This is a genomic window from Neobacillus drentensis, assembly GCF_036966985.1.
GTDB classification, from domain to species: Bacteria; Bacillota; Bacilli; order Bacillales; family Cytobacillaceae; genus Neobacillus; species Neobacillus drentensis_E.
In genome coordinates this window covers 725-20482 of the sequence record NZ_JBALSN010000092.1, presented here as the reverse complement: position 1 = coordinate 20482, position 19758 = coordinate 725, and the positions used below count along the sequence as shown (strand labels likewise).

The 19758-nt window shown below is 38.4% G+C and carries 9 protein-coding genes; 6 read left to right on the top strand and 3 right to left on the bottom strand.

Annotated elements, in window-relative coordinates:
* The first annotated feature begins 314 nt into the window (after window positions 1–314).
* Window positions 315–1706, top strand: coding sequence for a L,D-transpeptidase family protein (locus tag V7659_RS06645; protein ID WP_335538941.1), 1392 nt, complete (start codon window positions 315–317; stop codon window positions 1704–1706).
* A gap of 137 nt (window positions 1707–1843) precedes the next feature.
* Here the strand turns inward: V7659_RS06645 and V7659_RS06640 are convergent, their stop codons facing one another.
* A complete protein-coding gene (locus V7659_RS06640) occupies window positions 1844–2419 on the bottom strand; it encodes a 3D domain-containing protein (RefSeq protein ID WP_335453435.1) in 576 nt (191 codons plus the stop codon).
* A gap of 300 nt (window positions 2420–2719) precedes the next feature.
* Between V7659_RS06640 and V7659_RS06635 the strand changes: the two genes are divergently transcribed.
* The 3 genes from V7659_RS06635 to V7659_RS06625 all read left to right on the top strand — a co-directional run bounded on the left by V7659_RS06635 (window position 2720) and on the right by V7659_RS06625 (window position 6401).
* A complete protein-coding gene (locus V7659_RS06635) occupies window positions 2720–3052 on the top strand; it encodes a hypothetical protein (RefSeq protein WP_335453437.1) in 333 nt (110 codons plus the stop codon).
* The gene (locus V7659_RS06630; RefSeq protein WP_335453439.1) at window positions 3034–3234 is read left to right on the top strand and encodes a hypothetical protein; all 201 of its coding nucleotides are present in this window, start codon (window positions 3034–3036) and stop codon (window positions 3232–3234) included. The genes V7659_RS06635 and V7659_RS06630 overlap by 19 nt, the downstream gene beginning before the upstream one ends.
* Before the next feature lie 179 nt (window positions 3235–3413).
* Entirely contained in the window at window positions 3414–6401 is a 2988-nt protein-coding gene (locus V7659_RS06625; protein ID WP_335453441.1) for a S8 family serine peptidase, read from the top strand.
* A 51-nt stretch (window positions 6402–6452) separates the two neighbouring features.
* Here V7659_RS06625 and tagU read toward each other — a convergent pair whose 3' ends face one another.
* A complete protein-coding gene (gene tagU / locus V7659_RS06620) occupies window positions 6453–7376 on the bottom strand; it encodes a polyisoprenyl-teichoic acid--peptidoglycan teichoic acid transferase TagU (protein ID WP_335453443.1) in 924 nt (307 codons plus the stop codon).
* Window positions 7377–7679: 303 nt separating this feature from the next.
* Here tagU and V7659_RS06615 point away from each other — a divergent pair, with 303 nt between their 5' ends.
* Entirely contained in the window at window positions 7680–12575 is a 4896-nt protein-coding gene (locus V7659_RS06615; RefSeq protein WP_335538939.1) for a bifunctional 2',3'-cyclic-nucleotide 2'-phosphodiesterase/3'-nucleotidase, read from the top strand.
* Between the two features lie 59 nt (window positions 12576–12634).
* Here V7659_RS06615 and V7659_RS06610 read toward each other — a convergent pair whose 3' ends face one another.
* Complete coding sequence (locus tag V7659_RS06610; RefSeq protein ID WP_335538938.1) at window positions 12635–13849, bottom strand: HupE/UreJ family protein; 1215 nt, start codon at window positions 13847–13849, stop codon at window positions 12635–12637.
* Window positions 13850–14125: 276 nt separating this feature from the next.
* Between V7659_RS06610 and V7659_RS06605 the strand changes: the two genes are divergently transcribed.
* On the top strand, window positions 14126–19758 hold a 5633-nt coding region (locus tag V7659_RS06605), incomplete at its 3' end, for an Ig-like domain-containing protein (RefSeq protein ID WP_335538937.1).

Here is a 19758-nt window from a genome sequence, read left to right as displayed (position 1 = left end):
ATACATAAAATCCGTATTTTTTCCATTTTTCTCTAAATATTTAATAAGAAAGGTTGTCAGTCAATGAGAAAAATGCTGTTATTTCCCGAGAAATGACGAGATAACTGAAGTGGTAGCAGCAAGATAATTCGAACTATGTAGCTATATTAGGTCTGTGAAAAACAATTTTAATGTCGAAATATAATTTGAGAAATTTGTAATAAATTGCCGAAATAAATATAAGGTTTATCTGTTTCTATTAAAACATCAATTATGGTATTGTAGTAATATTGTAATATTGTAGTAATAAATGGAAATTACAGGGGGGTACACTAGTGTTAAGACGTATTTTGATTGGATTTATTATTTTATTTTTAGGTTTTTCTGTTTTTCCACATGCTCAAGAAGCTGAGGCTAGCACCATATCAAAGAAACAACTAATCATTATTAACAAAAAGGTTAATAAACTAGCATTTTATGAGAATGGTAAATTGGTAAAAACATACAATGTTGCAACAGGTAGAACATCAAAACTGACACCAGAAGGAACTTTTTACATAAGGGAAAAGATTAAAAATAGACCTTATTATAAACATAATATTCCTGGCGGCGATCCTCGCAATCCACTTGGAAAACGTTGGTTGGGGTTAAGTAAACAAGAAAATGGCGGCTATCCGTATGCAATTCACGGGAATAGTGATGAAAGTTCGATTGGGAAATATATCTCGGGTGGATGTATCCGAATGCATAATAAAGAGGTAGTTGAATTATTTAGCAAGGTAAAGATCGGGGCGAAAGTGATTATTACTAGATCAAGCAAGACCTTTAATCAACTAGCAGCTCCATACTACAAAAATATCGACTTCAAAGCACCAACTTTCCCAACCGTTAGTACGGTTTCAGACAAATCAAAAGAAGTGTCAGGCGTAACAGAAAAGCGAGCAACTGTAACAGTTAAAATTGGCTCCAAAAAATACACAAAAAAAGCGGACTCAAAAGGGAAATTTAAAGTAACGATTCCGAAACAGAAGGCCGGCAAAAAACTATATTTATCAGCCAAAGATAAAGCGGGGAACATCAGTAAAACTAAAACAGTCGTTGTAAAAGACAAAACAGCACCTGTGGTAAGTGGAGTAAGCAACAATAAAACTTACAATAAAGATGTTAAAATTACCTTCAATGAAGGAAAAGCCACATTAAATGGAAAAGCCATTAAAACAAAATATGTAGCTAAAGCAGAAGGAAAACGTACTTTAGTGGTAAAAGATGCAGCTGGAAACAATACAATTGTTGTGTTTACTATTGATAAAACAGCACCAGTGGTAAGTGGAATCAGCAATAATGCTCTCTATAACAAAGATGTTACCATCTCCTTTAATGAAGGAACCGCGACATTAGATGGAAAAACAGTTAGTACTAAAACAATGGTTAAAACAGATGGAAAGCACACATTAGTGGTAAAAGATGCGGTTGGCAATAAGCGAACTGTAGTGTTTACTATTGATAAAACAGCACCAGTGGTAACTGGAGTAGAGAATAACGTAACTTATGACAAGGATGTTACTATCTCTTTTAACGAAGGAAAAGCAACATTGGATGGAAAAGCATTTACATCAGGAGCTGTAGTTTCTACAGAGGGACAACATACTTTAGTGGTAACAGATGCAGCTGGAAATAAGACAACTATGGTATTTACTCTAAAAAAAGTGGTGCCAATGCCAGTTTAATATTTTAAGTGCCAATCATTAAATGGCGCAGAAAATGAAGACAGCACTCGATCATTCGTGATCAGGGTGCTGTTTTTTTATTCTAGATTAAACTAAAAAGTCCCTAGAGAATAAATTCCCTTGGGACTTAGTTTTAATTATTTTAGTATTTGAACTTTCACTGTTTTTCTTCCCCATTGAATTGCTTTCTTATAAGAAGGAACGAAGATATCAATCTTTTTCCCTCTAATCGCTCCGCCTGTGTCACCGGCGATCGCGTAGCCATACCCTTCAACATAAACCTTTGTACCAAGCTTGATGACTTTAGGGTCAACAGAGATTACTTTAAGTTTTGGATTTTTCTTAAGGTTTAAACCTAAAGCCGTGATGCCAGAACAGTTCTTACAATTTGCTGTATAGGCAGTCGCGCTAACAGTAATTGTTTTTACTACTTTTTGCTTCTTTGAGCTCGTTGTGGTAGTTTTCGTTTTCTTAGCGACAGGTTTACTTACCGTTGTGCCAGATATCTTTAACTTTTGATTTGGGTGAATCGTATTTGATTTAAGGTTATTCCATTTTTTTAATGTACTTACCGAGATTTTATATGTTTTTGCAATACGATAAAGTGAATCGCCACTCTTAACTTTATATGTATTGGATGCTGCGGATGCTCCATGACTACTTCCAAATAATATCATACCTGCCAAACCAAACATGACGAGGAATTTCTTCATTTCTAAAACCCCTTTCTACTGTTATATAAAAGTTACCACAATAATATTACACAAATATTTCAATAGCTTACTAGTTTCATGACAAATCCGTTATAATAAGGTGTCAGGCACCGCTCGTGGACAAAACCACATATTTGTCCGCTCAGGATGGACATTTGTTTTAATTGGAATTATTTTACAAAACTAAATGAATAAGTTTGCTAGTTTCTAATAGAAGGTTTGTAAGTTTCTAGGTATTTTAATCAACACTTGAATTTAGTATAATATTAGAAAAAATGGTATTTTTGGGGGATTTAGGATATGGGTAAATTGATTCGAATTACATTGGTTGTGATGGCTTTTGTTCTTTTGTTTACAACAGTAAAGCCAGACACAACATCCGCTAGTACATATGTCAATAAGGAATTTGCTGCACTAGCTAAGAAAGGAAAGTTAAAAGGGGTCTATGGGAATGTTAACATGACCTACAAAACGTTGAAAAAGAAGCAAAAAGGGAAAGTAGGACAATCTGAATCCTATCTTTTCTATAATACGAAAAATGCTTATTACGGATTCTTTTATGGAAATTCAGACACGAAAATTTCATCAGGACAAAAAGTTGTTTTGATAGATAAATGGCTTTCAACGAAGTAACAGCTAGTCAAATGAAAAAGTATTTTGGCAAACCTGTCGCATGGCATACATATAAAGCAGGAAAAAATTATGTTCGTTACGTAAATATGCCAAAGGGGAAAGTTGAATTTCAAATCGGTACTAAAGCTGGACTGAATGCCTACTACAGTACTGATGAAGATGGAACCTTAACTATTAAATAACCAACCGGCCAAAAAAATCTTATGAAAAGAGGAAATCAGCACTTTGCCGATTTCCTCTTTTCATATTAGTGCCAACAAAATAATATTACTTCCAATGCACCCTAATCTACCTACAAAATGATAGAATAGATTAATAAAATAGAATGACATTTTACGAGAAATATAATGGGGGATAACTAGTGAAATATATTTATTCACTGAGCTTGATAGTGCTCAGCTTACTTTTTATGTCTTCGGATGCCAGTGCCGATGGGATCAATGCCCATCCAAAGAAAATCGATCCAGATGTCTTGTTTAAGGAGAAGGCGGAATATATTGCCGAAGAACTAATCGTCAAATTTGCGCCAGATACAACACAAACGGAACGGGAGGACCTCCTGAAAAAAGTGGATGTAGAAGAAGTAACTCCATTAGATGAGGATTTCTCCTTAGTTAAAGTCACACCCGGTTCGAATTTAACCGCGATTGCGAAACAGTTATTAACGAATAAACAAGTGCTATTAGTTGAGCCAAACTACAAATACAAAAAGACGTATGTACCCAAAGAGCCGAGCTATAGCCGGCAATGGTACCTTTCCAAACTCCAACTGCCAAAAGCATGGGACAAAACAAAGGGGTCTTCGAAAATTACCGTTGCGGTAATCGATGGCGGTGTTCAGAAGGATCACCCAGACCTAAGAGGAAAAATTGTCAGCCCCTATAATGCGGTAAATGGTTCTTCAAGTTATGATCCCGATGAACATGCTACACATGTAGCTGGCATTATCGCAGCAAGTTTTAATAAGTTTGGGATCGCTGGGATTGCTCCAGATGTAAAGATCATGCCAATTAACGTTTTTCAAGGAAATCAGGCAAGTGCGGATACAGTCATCCGATCCATTTATTATGCCGTTGCCCACCACGCTGATGTTATCAATATGAGCCTCGGCGATGATAGTTATAGTTATTTACTAGAGTCTGCTACAAAATATGCTAAATCAAAAGGTGTCATCCTCGTGGCTGCCGCCGGTAATTCTAGTACATTTTTTCCGATGTATCCTGCCGCATCTGAGGGTGTGTTGGGTGTAAGTGCAACTGATCGAAACGATAGAATTGCCAGCTTTTCAAACTATGGAAATTATATTGACCTTGCTGCTCCAGGGGTGGATATTTATTCCTCGATAGCGGGAAGCACGTATGCTTCTTATGACGGGACATCCATGGCTGCACCGATGGTATCAGGAATTGCTGCACTCGTCCGGGCAAAGAATACATTTCTAAGTGCCAGCCAGGTAGAAACAATTCTTAAAAAATCAACAGTCGATCTCGGCAGCAGGGGATGGGATGAAGATTACGGGTACGGAAGAATTGATGCATATAAGGCGCTTTCTAATACACCTGCCCCAATTTCAACCATCACGGCTCCGAAAACCTATACCATGACAGGGGAAAACAAAGCAGCATTTTCTTTTAAAACCACAAGTAAAACCAAGGTTTCTTTATCGATCAAAGATGCACACGGAAAAACGGTCAGGAAAATACTATCTAATAAAACCTCAACAGGAGCGAAAATCTCCGCATCTTGGGATGGAAAATCAACAAGTAAAAAGTTTGTTTCGACGGGGGCCTATAAAGTAGAAGTGAAAATCAGCAACGGTTCCGACAGCTTTTATAAAAGCACGATGATGAAGGTTGTTAATCATACGAAACCTGCTATTTTGGTGTCAGGCACCTACTCCTACTCTCCGAGTGTAAGTGGAAAGGTTACCATTCCTTATGAGTTGACACAAAAAGTGAAGGTATCTGCTATTGTAACGGATAAGGCTGGTGAAACAGTAAAGAAAATTCTTTCAAAAAAAACCATTGCAGCCGGTAAGCATTCAATCGTATGGAATGGGAAAACAACCAAAGGGCATCCAGTCAAGGATGGGACCTACCAGATTGTCTTGTCATTTACAGATAGCCACAATAAAAAAGGGAAACCCAAAAAGGTTCAGCTAAAAGTAGACAGTGTCCGTCCAACAGGGAAAATCACGCTATCATCCACACTCTTTAAAATGAATACAAAAACCACGAACACCATAAAAGTGAATGTAAAAGAAACCAGTTATATGGTCGTTTCTGTTGTCAATGAAAAAGGGACCATCATTAAGAAGTTAATTAATAAAAAAGTGGGCGTTGGAACAATCACTGCTAGTTGGAACGGGAAAAATGATAAAAATCAACTGGTACCTGAAGGGAATTATCGGTACTTCGTTCAGTTAAAGGATTTGGCTGGGAATTTAACTAAGATGAACAGCGCTTCGCTGATCCTGCAGGACTGGCGTGTGCCTTCTATTGCGACGGGGAAAGATTATTATTTAAAAACAAAAGGAACCATGACCATCGGCTATACCTTAAACAAATCTGGAAAGGTGACAATTGGAATTTATCAAAGCGGTAAACGCCTATCTACTATTAAAACAGATGCAGCCGAATTAGCGGGGCAGCACTCGTTTACATGGAATGGGACGGATGATGCCAACAACCAGCTTAACGATGGTCTATATCAGTTTAAAATTAAAGTTGTTGATAAGTATAATATCACTCAAATCTACTCGGGAAATGTTCATGTCGAGCTCAATAAAATCGAGATTAGTTATCCTGCTGTCGTCATGTTCTATCCAGGTGAAGGCAGTGAGGTACATTACAAACTATCACGGGCAGCAAATGTGACAATTGAAATTTATAATCAATCAAATCAAAAGATTAAAACCATTGACCAAGATAAAGCAGTAAACGAAGGCGGCCAATATTTTAGCTGGCTTAGTGGCGATGAAAAGGATGACACTTATTATTATGTCATCACCGCTAAGAATGCCTACGGGCAAAAGTCTGTTAAAGGGAAAATGACTTCAACAGGTAATCCTGCGTGGTTAATTTTACATAGTTTTGGCTTTCACTTAGCTTCCGATCAAATTTATAACGATCAATTACAGCTGAAAATTAACACAACGCAACAGGTTACGGCTACCGTTCATGTTTATAGCTATGAGGGCAGTCCGCAAATTGCCCAAAAGCAATATACGGTGAAGTCAGGTTCGAATACGCTTGTCTATACCAAGCCATCAAAATATTCATGGTATTATTATTTGATCGAATATCGTGATTCATTAGGAAATGAATATTGGTATGAAATTAATGAATAATGCTAATAAAAAAACAGTCTGCCAAATCTTCTGGCAGACTGTTTTGTTACCTCAAGTAGTTTCCAACTGTGTTTTCATTTCTGTTTGAAGTCGTTCTTTTTCGTCATCGGAAACGACATAGTAATAGATACCGTTAATTCTTGTTCCTTTGCCTTCGATGGTCATTTGATCAATATTACCACTAACACCTTTATAGTTTTTTTGAATAGAAACCATTTGATCAAAGTTGAGATTTGTTTTTACATTTTTCCCGAGTGCAGTAAATATATCACTGTAATTGGCAAGTGAAGATAAACTGGCACCTTCCTTAATAACGCCTTGGATTATTTGACGCTGGCGTATTTGGCGGCCAAAATCTCCGCGCGGGTCTTCTTTCCTCATTCGAGTATAGGCAAGAGCTTTTTTGCCATTCAAGGTCACTTCCCCTTTAGGAAAATGATAGCCGCCATAAGAAAAGTCCAGATCATTATCCACTGTTATTCCGCCAACGGCATCAACAATATCCTTAAAGCCTTTCATGTTCACTCTTACAAAGTAATCAATTGGGATATCTAAAAAGTGTTCAACCGTGTTCATTGCCATTTCTTCGCCGCCAAATGCATAGGCATGATTAATTTTATCCTCTGTACCTTTTCCGACAATTTCCGTACGTGTATCTCGTGGGATACTAAGCATCTTTACCGAATTGAGTTTTGGATTAACAGATAAAACAATCATGGTATCTGATCGGCCTCTATCCCCTTTACGCTGATCGACCCCTAAAAGTAAAACGGAAAACGGCTGTTTGTTTTGCAAGGATACTTCCTCAGTCCGCTTATCTGATGTCCGGTCGACAGGATGATGCATAGTTTCGACAGCATTTGTTAATGAATTATATACGGAATAGGCATAAACACCTACTCCAATTAATAGTAAAATTAACACAGTTCCAGTTACGCGGAGCCACGTTCTCTTTTTCTTTTTTTTAGCTCTCATCTAGTTTTCCTCCACAACGGTATTTTGAACTATATTTTAGAATAGCAGAATTTATCGAAATTTAATACATATATTTGAAAAACTTACATATTTTTTAACTGGATTTATTGGTAATAATTCTTTCATGAATAATCTATAAGAAATTGGGTAGTTTCTTTAAAACAATAGATTAAAAAGAAGAATTCTCAAAATATATTTTTGTAAATAAATGATTAATTTTTGAATAAAGGTCTATTATTCTTTTGGAAAAGTTAGTAGAATAGTCATGCAATACTAATTATTTTGTCGAAGGGCGGAAAAAGTGTGAAGAGACAGATAAAAAGAAGCATGAAACGACGTATGCTTAATACTTCTCTAGCAACAGCGTTAGCGCTTACAACTGTTCCATTAAATATTTTCCCACAGGCTGCAAAAGCTGAAGGAACAGGGAATACGGCTACACTACGAATCTTAGAAACTACGGACCTGCATTCTAATGTATTGCCGTACGATTATTTCAAAGATGCACCTGTAACAAATTATGGTTTAGCAAAAACAGCTACATTAATTAAACAAGCTAGATCTGAAGTCGACAATTCTATGCTATTTGACGCTGGTGATACGATTCAAGGAAATCCACTTGCAAGTTATGTGGCAAAAGTAAATAAATTAGGACCAAACGATACTCATCCTATTTACAAAGCAATGAACTATTTAAAATATGATGCAGGTATAGTTGGGAACCATGAATTCAACTATGGTTTAGACTACTTAAAAGACGTACAGGAAGAAGTACAATTTCCAATTGTAAACGCTAACATTTATAAGGACGACCACGATTCCGACTCAACCAATGATGTTAACTATTTCACTCCATATAAAATTGTAGACAAAACGATTAAGGATGCTGCCGGCAATGAACATGTGATTAAGGTTGGGGTCATCGGCTTTGCACCACCGCAAATCATGCAGTGGGATAAAGATAACCTAACTGGAAAAGTCATTACAAAAGATATTGTTGCCCAAGCGAATAAATTTATCCCACAAATGAAAGCAGATGGTGCAGATGTCATTGTTGCAGTTGCACACTCTGGCTGTGATATTGCTGCGGAAGGACAAGAAGCAGCGGAAAATGCTGTATATGATTTAACAAAAGTACCAGGTATTGATGCGATGCTTTTCGGACATGCACACGTAAACTTCCCTGGTGATGCATCATTTACAGGCAAGACTGGCATTGATAACACCAATGGTACAATTAATGGAGTTCAAGCGGTTGAAGCAGGCTTCTGGGGAAATAACCTAGGTGTCCTCGATTTAGCACTTGTACAAGATGCAAACGGCAACTGGTCTGTTGATAAGGCTAATTCTAAATCGGTTAACCGTCCAGTTTCTGCTGACACTGCACCAGACGCGACAATTGTTAGTGATGCACAAACTATTCACGACCAAACAAGGGCATATGTTAATGGAAAACTCGGAACGACAGAAATTCCGATGCACAGCTTCTTCACACGTGTCATGGATGACGCTTCCACACAAATTGTTAATGCTGCACAGATGGATTACGTGAAAAAGGCGATTGCGAACACAGAATATAAGGATTATCCAGTCCTTGCTGCAGCAGCTCCATTTAAAGGCGGCCGCGGTGGCGTAGGTGATTATACAAACATTGCTAAAGGCGATGTAACCATTAAGAGTGCTGCGGATTTATATTTGTTCGATAACACCTTAAAGGCTCTGGAGGTTACAGGCGATCAAGTGAAGAGATGGATTGAAGAATCAGCAAAACAATTCAATACAATTGATCCGAATAATGCAGAACCGCAAGATTTACTTGATTACGATTTCCGCCCTTACAATTATGATGTCATTGATGGTGTGAAATACGACATTGATGTGACGAAGCCAAAAGGTGAACGTGTTGTTAATCTAAGAATGATGGATGGAACTCCTGTTAAAATGGACCAAAAATTCATCATTGCGACTAATAACTATCGTGCTGGAGGAAGCGGCGGTCTAGCTGAATTGAAGAATTTAAAACCTGTCGTAGATTCTCCGTTCGAAAACCGTCAAATCCTTATGGATTATATCAGTGCGCAAGGTAACATCAATCCTGTGGCAGATAACAACTGGAAGATTGCACCGATTGGCGGCGTAGCAAAGGTTGTTTTCCACTCTGCTCCAGATGCAAAAGCATACCTTGGACAACAACCAGAGGTAAAAGACCTAGGGGCATCAACAACTAAAGCAGGGTACGAACTTTATGAATTAGACCAAAACGTACACGTTCAATTATTAGGAATCAATGACTTCCATGGTCAGCTTGATACTTGGAGATCTATCAAAGACTCTACTGGTAAAGTTGTCGATTACTCTGGCGGTGTCGAATGGTTAGCCGCTTACCTAAAAGACAGAGAAGCAGCAAACCCTGCAAATACCCTAATGCTACAAGCTGGTGACCTTGTTGGAGCAAGCCCGCCAGTATCTGCATTATTACAAGATGAGCCAACAATCCGTATGATGAATGAAATCGGAATGGATGTTGGTACAATCGGTAACCATGAATTTGACGAAGGCGTAGCAGAAATGAAGCGTTTAATCCACGGTGGAGATCATCCGAAAACTGCACAATATGAAGCGAAATATGGCAAGTTTACTGGTTCAACCATGGATTACGTTGTAGCAAACGTAGTGGATGAAAAAACAAATGAAACAATTTTACCTCCATATGCTGTTAAAGAAGTAGATGGCGTTAAAATTGGCTTTATTGGTGTTGTTACAGCTGATACACCATCAATCGTTACTCCAAGCGGTGTAGCAGGTGTTAAATTTACTGATGAAGTAACTGCAGTTAACAAATATGCAAAAGAATTAACTGATCAGGGCGTAAAAACAATCGTTGTTCTTGCCCATAATCCAGGTACATCCAAAACAGATGGTACAGCAGCAACCGGAAAAGTTGTTGACATGGCAAAAGAAATCGATCCTGCAGTTGATGTTATCTATGGTGCACATGACCATAAATATCTCAATACAAACGTTGAAGGAAAAGTATTAGTTCAGTCTTGGTCTTATGGGACTGCTTTCTCTGATATTGATTTAACAATTGATCCTACTACAGGAGATGTGATCAAGGACCAAACAAAGGCTGAAGTGGTAGACACACTTCATAGCAAAATCACAGCAAATGCAAAAATTAAAGCAGAACTTGATAGCTATCAAGAAGATATTAAACCAGTTGTCAGTCAAGTAGTTGGTTCTACATCTGCTGCAATTACTAATGTGGCAAATGCTTCTGGTGAATCTGCTCTTGGTAATTTAATTGCTGATGGTATGCGCTCTGTAACAGGCACACAATTAGGATTTATGAATTCTGGCGGTATCCGTAACCCTCTTCCAGAAGGAACAATCACTTGGGGTGATTTATTCAAGGTTCAGCCATTTGGTAATGATCTAGTTACTATGACTCTCACTGGTGATCAGATTAGAACCTTATTAAATCAACAATTCCAAGCACCACCAAGCTATAATAAAATCATGGCAATTTCAGGTTTAAAATATACTTGGAGCGATAATAAGCCCTATGGCAGTAAGGTGCTTGATATTTATCTAGAAAATGGTAGTCCAATAGATCCAACAGCAGAATACACTATTACAGTAAACAACTTTATGGCTGACGGCGGTGATAACTTCTTCGTCCTTAAATCTGGTAAAAATCGAGTAACAAACGTAGTTGACTTAGATGGATTTATTCAGTATTTCAAATCCTTACCACAACCAGTTACTTCCCAAATTGAAGGAAGAATTGTCCTTGATAAAGAGGCGCCGGCTGCTCCAGTAGTTAATGAGGTTAATGATCAATCAACAACGGTAACAGGTAAAACTGAAGCTGATGCACTAGTTGAAGTGAAGGCAAATGGAACTGTGATTGGTTCAGCCGCTGCTTCAGATGATGGAAGTTTTACAGTTGATATTGCTGTTCAAAGAGCAGGTACGGAATTAGTTGTAACAGCAACAGATTCAGCTCTGAATGTTAGTACCGAATCAAAAGTGAAAGTAACCGACGTAACGGATCCATTTGCTCCTGTCCTTGATCCAATCACCAATATTTCTACGGAAATTAAAGGTCACGGTGCAGAACCAGGAACACATGTTTATATTACAAATGGATTCAATTTGAAGTTACATTTAACAGCTGATGCTAATGGTAATTTCAGCGCACCATTATTGGCGCCGCTTAAAGAAGGTACTTTATTATTTGCATTCTCAGTTGATTTATCGTTCAACTTAAGTCCAATTGGTTCTGCAATGGTTCTTGATGTCGTTGCACCTAATAAAGCTGTCGTAAATGCAGTAAGCAACAAAGATAAAGTGGTAACTGGAACAGCTGAAGTTGGTTCTACAGTAACTGTTTCTAGCGGAAAAGATGTTCTTGGCACTGCAAAAACTGGTGTTGATGGTAAATTCTCTGTATCTTTAAAATCTGCTCTAGGAGCCAATACTGAATTAACTATCGTTGTCTCTGACCCATCTGGTAATAAGAGTGAAGCAACTACTGTTACCGTTCTTGATAAAATTGCTCCAGTCATAAGCGGAGTAGTTAATAACGGTATCTACAATAAAAATGTTACTGTTACCTTTAACGAAGGAACTGCAACATTAGACGGAAAAGCATTTAGAAGTGGAACACTCGTTGCAACTGAAGGAGTCCACACACTAGTAGTAACTGATGCTGCAGGCAACAAAACAACAGTGAAATTTACGATTGATAAAAAGGCTCCAGTCGTAACAGGTGTGGCAAACAACGGACTTTACAACAAAGATGTAACCATCTACTTTAATGAAGGTAAAGCATTATTAAATGGAAGAGCGATTCCAACGAAAACAGCGGTGAAAACTGACGGAAGCTACACATTAGTGGTTATTGATGCTGCTGGAAACAAAACAACTGTCAAATTTGTGATTGATAAAAAAGCTCCAAGCACACCTTCTGTTGATAAAATTACTGTAAAAACTACCAAAGTAACTGGTAAAGCAGAAGCCTATTCAACAGTAGTAGTGAAAGTGAGCGACAAATCGATTGGTAATAGAACTGCTGATAAATATGGCAAGTTCTCCATCTCAATTGCTAAACAAAAAGCTGGCAAAGTGGTTGAAGTCGTAGCCATCGACAAAGCTGGCAATGTAAGTAAGGCTAAGAAAGTAACGGTTAAGTAATAAGTTAACAAGAAAAACCCCTGAAAGAATTTTTCAGGGGTTTTTCGGTTTAATAGAATCTATGAAAAGATTCGTTCCACAAGCCAAATCGCTCCTAAAATAAATATAATCAATGAACCAATTTGGATGAATCTACGTGAGATTTTTAGTTTAAACAAATAAGTAAGTAGAGGTAATAGTAAAAGGACAATCGCTAACTGCACCGCTTCAATCCCTAGGTTAAAATTAATTAATGCAACAGCAAGGTGGCTTTTAGCAATCTCCATTTCCTTTAAAATACTAGCAAACCCAAGACCGTGAATTAAACCAAACAGAAAAGTGATACTCCAGCGGTGTCTAATCTCCTTCCGGAAAATATTCTCTAAAGCCACGTAACAAATACTAAAGGCGATCGTTGCTTCAACAAAACGAGAAGGTAACGTGATCCAACCTAATACAGCAAGGCTAAGGGTGATGCTGTGTGCCAGCGTAAAGGACGTGACAATAGATATATATTGTTTGAGGGTTTGTTTTCTTAACAACAAGGCAAAAAGAAATAATAAGTGATCATATCCAGTTATAATATGGAGCATCCCTAATTTGAAAAATGAAAACCACGAAGAAGTTGATGTTTGCTCCACTGGTTGAGCTGCCTTTGGTTGTGGCTGTTCCGTACCAGGTTCAGGTTGGGTAGTTTGATCCTGTCCTTGTTCTTGCTGTACCTCAGTTAAAAGAATCGTCCAAGTCCGTTCCTTCCCCTGTAATACGGCCTCACTAGACTGGCCCATATAGGAAGCGGAAATCAGATCAACATAATTCGTACCTGTATCATTAAAATAAAAGCCATCATTATAAATGATCGTGTTCCCAGCCGAAAAGGCTGGAAAGGTCATAGTCGTGGAAAGAAATTCTTTATTTTCCTTTTTAACCAGCTTCATTGTCTCTACTTTAGGGGTTTGTTCCGTGTTATCCTTGTCTAGCGTTAAGCCTTCAGTAATTAACTCCTCGATATGATGCCTTTCTTTTTCTATTTCTGATTTTTCCAAGACCCAGTTTTTATTTAGGTCAATTTGGGGTAATAGTTCAATAAGGGATAAAGTATCAAGAGTAAAGACCAATTCAGTTTTCTTCTCATCCATTGTTATTTTTGTATAACTAGCACTATATGCATGGGCATTGGCGAGTTTAGGGAAACAAATTAGGGTAATAAGAAGGATGGATAAAAAACTACAGAAATAACGGTTTCTATCAAAAAATCTCACATTTCGTCGAATTTTGCAGGAAAATGAAAGCACGAATTAACCTCCTGAACATTATTTTAAAATAATTTACGGAATATACCAAAATTTATATTAAGGGCAAAACCTCCTTAATATAATCACATTTTATCCATATTTGTATACAGTATTGAAAAATTATTTTGGCTATTTAGAAATAATAGTATAAATATTTCTATATCCAAAGTATTGAAAATTTTGTAGAATTATAGAGTAATATAAATCCTTGGTGTGAAAGCAATGTAAGCGTTTTTTACTAGGGTAAATGAAATTACTACAAAGGGTGGTAGATGGATGAAAGCAGGACATAGGAAGTTTAAGCGCTGGACAAGTACGTCTATGGCAGCACTTCTCTTGGTCAGTACCTTTTTGCCAAGTGGTCTAGTTACTAGAGCACATGCAGAACAGGCTGATCATATTGTTATCTCTCAAGTGTATGGAGGAGGGGGTAATAGTGGTGCTCCATACAATAAAGATTTTATTGAGTTATATAATCCTACAGATCAATCTATAGATCTAAAGGATTGGTATGTACAATACGCCTCCGCAGCTGGAGCATTTTCAACTACCACTAATGTAACTAAACTTACTAAAACTATTCCTTCGCATGGGTATTACTTAATTTCGCAAGCAGGCGGAGCAAATGGAGCAGAACTCCCTGCAACGGATGATACAGGATCTTCTGCTATGGCAAAAGATAATGGGAAAGTAAGATTAGTAAATAAAGATGATGTTGTTGTAGATTTAGTAGGATTTGGATCAGCAACCACATTTGAAGGACCAGGTCCGGCCAAGGCTTTATCTAATTCTACGAGTGCTCAGCGTAGACCCTATGCAAACACAGATCCAGCATCAGGAAAAGGTAATGCATGGGACACTAATGATAACTCAGCAGACTTCTTAGTAGGATCAGTCACTACACCAAGAAACACAGCAAGCACTCCTGAAGCCCCAATGGTTCCAGTAATCAGCTTGCAGCCAAAAGGAAATTCGATTCAATTTTTACAACAACAGGATAATTCAGTAACAGTTAAAGGTGGAGCCCTAGCTGCAGAACCTGGCTCAACTGTGAAGGTATATGAAACAGCAGCAAAGGGAACAGCGCTTGGTACAGCAACAGCAGCAGCTGACGGTTCCTTTGAAATCAGCTTTACAGCAACTGCAGCACTTCCAGCTGTTTATGTGTCTGCTAAACAAGGCGATATGGACGAAAGTGCGGCTATTCAAATTGATGTAGCCAAAGCATCATCAAATGTTGCTGTTGATAAATTGAACTACATGGTATCAGGTGGTGTAGGAACATTAATCGGTAATGCAGGCGCAGCTGTTAAGGATTCCGTCATCAATGTATATGCCGCAGCAAATGCAACTGAACTACTTGAAACAGCAACAGCAGGCGCAACAGGAGATTTTAATATTAAAATAAACACTAGTGCACCTGATCAAGTTTATGTAACACAGCAATATAGCACAGCGAAAGGTATCATGCTTGAAAGTGCTCCTGTAGCAATTGAAAAAGCTGTGTTGAATACAATCACACCGCTTAACGAAGTGAAAGCAACTGACTCGAGAGGGATTCTAACAAACCTAAACGGGTTCTTCACAGTTGAAGGTATCGTAACAATTCAAAATGGTATTTTAGGTACACAGAAGAACAACTTCTATATCCAAGATGCAACAGGCGGAATCAATGTTTTTGGAAGCCTTGATTCGGGTCTAACTGTACAACGCGGTGACAAGTTACGAGTTACAGGTAAAGTCATCGTTTATAAGGGAATGACTGAGTTTGAGCCTACAGCAATTCAGAAATTGGATGAAGGCCTAGCACTTCCAACGGTTAAGGAAGTAACCATTCCTGAAGTAACTACATTTGCAACAGCTGAACCTCTTGAAGGAAGCCTTGTAAAAGTAACAGGGAAAATTTCCGCAGTAGAAGTAACTGCACCAAATTACAATGTAACAATCGTTGATGAAAATAATAAACCAACTATTTTACGAGTAATGGAGAAGACAGGCATCAAGCCAGATACCGATCTAGTAATTGGTAAAAGCTACTCCATCACAGGTATTGTTGGTCAATACACATCAAATGCTACACACGTTAGTGGATACCAAGTATACCCACGTGACGTGAAAGATATTGCGTCAATCTTAGGAATTACACACACCCCATTAAAAGAAGTTTACAAAGATACAAACGTTGAGTTTGTAGCTAATGCAGATGGTGCAGATAGTGTAACTACTTACTATCGTGCCACAGGAGCTACTGACTATACTCCATTAACAATGGGGAATGATGGTGCGGGTCGTTATACCGTAACATTGGATGCAGCGAGCGTACCAGTAAACGGCTTCGACTACTATATTGAAGCAAAAGCTGGTACGAAAGTACAATCCGCTGGTACGAGTGGAGCACCTTATGCCGTAGCAGTGATTGAAGATACAACTGGTCCTGCTTTCAGCGGGGAGACACCTCAAAAAGGTGCAAAAGTGGAAACCCCACATCCGGAAATATCAGCATTAATTAATGACCCAAGCGGAGTTAATGAGTCATCTGTTCAAATTTGGCTTGATGACCAAGAACTGAAAACTCCAGAAGCTACTATTACAAAAATGCAGGTTAAATATGTACCAACAGCGGATCTTTCAATTGGGGTCCACACTGTAAAAGTATCTGCAACAGATACAAAAGGAAACACGAATACAAAGGAATGGACGTTTGAAATCGTTCCACGTTTTGATGGCGGAAACCACTACCGTGGAACAACACACAACCATACCAACATCTCACATGATGGTGCGGGAACGCCAGAAGATGCCTTAAAAGCTGGTCAAAAATACAATTACGATTGGTTTGCCTTCTCTGACCACTCACATGATATTGACCCAGAAAAATTAGGAACTGATACAGTTAACCGTACAGCAAAAGATGGCACAACTGTGATGCAAGAACGTTCCGGTGGAACACAGTGGCAAACAACGAAAGACCTTGCGACAAAATATACAAAGAACGGTGAATATGTAGTATTCCCAGCATTTGAAATGACTTCGACTACATGGGGTCACTCAAATATCTTTGGAACAGATAATTTTATCGACCGTAACATTAACGGTAAGCAATACCAAGACTTAAACCAGTATTATGCATGGGTATTAACGTATGACAATATCGTTGGTCAATTTAACCACCCTGATATGTCAGCCAATGCATTTAACAACTTTAAGCCTTACAATAGCGATGTAGATAAATTATTTACCATGCTTGAAGTAGGTAATGGTTCTGGTCACTACGGCTATGCCAATGCCGAGGCAAAATACTTCTCAACACTAGATTTAGGCTGGCACCTTGCTCCTACGTATGGTGAAGATAACCATGAAGGAACATGGGGTCAAATCAATGCTCGTACAGTTATCGTTGCAGACGATCTTTCTCAAGATTCCTTAATGAACTCAATGCGTAATATGCGCGTGTACATGGAAGAAGATCCGAACTTCACATTAGATGTATCATCTAATGGCTATTATATGGGATCAACAGTTGATAGTAAGAAACTAAACTTCACAATCTCTGGTAGTGACTTAGTTGCAGAAGCAAAAAATACTACTGACTATGATTATCTTCCAGCATCATATAAGTCAGATGATAGAATTCAAAAAGTTGAATTGATTACCAATGGAGGTAAAGTAGCAGCTTCCATTACACCAATGGAAAAAGACTTCACATGGGCACCAGAATATACAGTAACAGGCGGCCAGCAATGGTTTGTTGTTAAAGTTACTCAAATGGACGGCGAACGTATTTATTCTTCTCCAATTTGGTCAAAAGAAGAATCAGTAGATGTAAAAGTAAATGGAATTGATATTGATGGCGGAGTTATCGTTGGCGGCAACCCTGCTACATTAAAGGCAGCAGTTGCAAACAATGGTACTGAAGTCGTTAAAAATCTAAAAGTAGATTTCTATTATGATGAGGTAAAAACTGAGAATTTTATTGGTACAAATAATATCTCATCTATTTTATCTAAAGCTTCCGCAACAGCAACAGCTACATGGGCTAGCCCAATTAAAGGCGACCATAATATCATTGCGGTAGTTACATCCTTAGACGGACTTGAACTTGGCGATGTTCAATACACATTACCTGTAAAAATCAAAGAGCCGCTTGGCATTAAGGTATTAATTGATGCGAACCATTCTAACGAAAATACAAGTGGTGACAGTGGAACGTATAAGGATAACTTAAAAGCCTTTACACTTATGCTTCAAAAAGAAGGATACACTGTTGCTGAAAATAAAGCAGCCTTAACAGATGAAGTGTTAAGCAGTGCGAAAGTGTTAGTGTTAACACATGCAAGAACAGCTCTTACAACCGATGAAAGAGCAGCCGTTACAAAGTTTGTGAAAAATGGCGGGTCTTTATTAATGGCTGGTAAGAGCAATAATGGTACCACAGATCCTACCGTTAATAACGGATTATTGAGTGATCTTGGTTCTGCGATCCGTATGGGTAATGATGGCGTATTTGATGATAGTAAGAGTGGAAACTTCTGGAGTGATCCAGCTGTCAGCCCGTATGCAGTCAGAGTACATCCAGGATTAGTATCCAACCATATAACTGACCGCGTATCGTTTGTCGATTACTATAGCGGAACAAGTCTATCTGGCGCTGACAATCAGGCATTAACAGAAACAAGTAAGGTAACGATCCTTGCAAAAGGAAATGAAACAACGTACCAAGGAAATATTAAAGGCGGATATACCTATGATGCCGTTTCTGATGCAACAGGCGGTTCAGCCATTCCATTAATCGCCTCTGAGGAAATTGGCGAAAACGGACGAATCATTGTTTCAGGGATGAACATCTTTAATGATAAGCAGATGGATGAATCTTTTGAACCAAAGGGTAACGACGAATTAATTTTTAACTCAGTCAATTGGTTGGCACATCGTGAAATGAGTGTTCAAAATATCGCAGATGTACGTAAACTGGCTGATGATACAGATGTAGTGGTAGAAGGAACCGTTACAACTGGAGCAGGTGTCTTCTTTGATGCGTTCAACTTACAAGATGAGACTGGCGGCATCATGGCTTACCTTGAAGTTCCAGATGGTTCGTTGAAACCAGGTGACAAAGTACGTGTCTATGGCCACATTAAGAGATTTGATAATAATATTGAATTAGAGTTTACTAGCTTTGCAAAAGATGTTATTAAACTTGGATCAGGTGATCCTGTCCAACCGAAACTAGTACCAACTGGCGAAGCAACTTCTGCTGCCAACCAAGGATTCCTAGTTAAAGTTAAGGGTCAAGTCGTATCTAAGTTTGATGAAAATTCTTATGTCATCAATGATGGTTCTGGTGATGTGTTAGTGTTCACGGATGGATACATTGTGAACCAAAGCAATGTTCAGGTACCAGTTCTTAAAACGGGTGACACATTAGAAGCAGTTGGTTTATCTGGTGCTTTTGCACAGGGTACACGTATCCGTGTAAGAGATACGAAAGAATTAATTGGAACAGCAGATACAACTGCGCCAGAAGCACCGTCTGTAAATGCTATGACTGATGCTGATGAAGTAATCAATGGAACAGCAGAAGTGGGCTCTAGAGTTGTCGCAAAAGTAGAAGGCCAAGAAATAGGTACAGCAACAGTTAATGCTGAAGGTGAATTTACAATGACCATAGCTAAACAAGTAGCAGGCGTGAAGATTGCTGTAACAGCTACTGACGAAGCGGGTAATGTAAGTGCAGCGGCTGAAATAACTGTAAGGGACGTAACTGCACCAGCAGCACCTGTAGTAAACGGTGATGTGAAAGATAACGACCTAGTTATCAAAGGTACAGCAGAGGCGGGAACAACAGTTAATGCTCACGTAAACGGTCAAGAGATTGGCACAGCAACAGCTACTGCTGAAGGTGAATTTAC

Bases quoted from the DNA above. Each gene is read 5' to 3' on its own strand.
- V7659_RS06640 (WP_335453435.1), bottom strand. From the start codon at position 2,419: ATGAAGAAATTCCTCGTCATGTTTGGTTTGGCAGGTATGATATTATTT.
- V7659_RS06635 (WP_335453437.1), top strand. From the start codon at position 2,720: ATGGGTAAATTGATTCGAATTACATTGGTTGTGATGGCTTTTGTTCTT.
- tagU (WP_335453443.1), bottom strand. From the start codon at position 7,376: ATGAGAGCTAAAAAAAAGAAAAAGAGAACGTGGCTCCGCGTAACTGGA.
- V7659_RS06630 (WP_335453439.1), top strand. From the start codon at position 3,034: ATGGCTTTCAACGAAGTAACAGCTAGTCAAATGAAAAAGTATTTTGGC.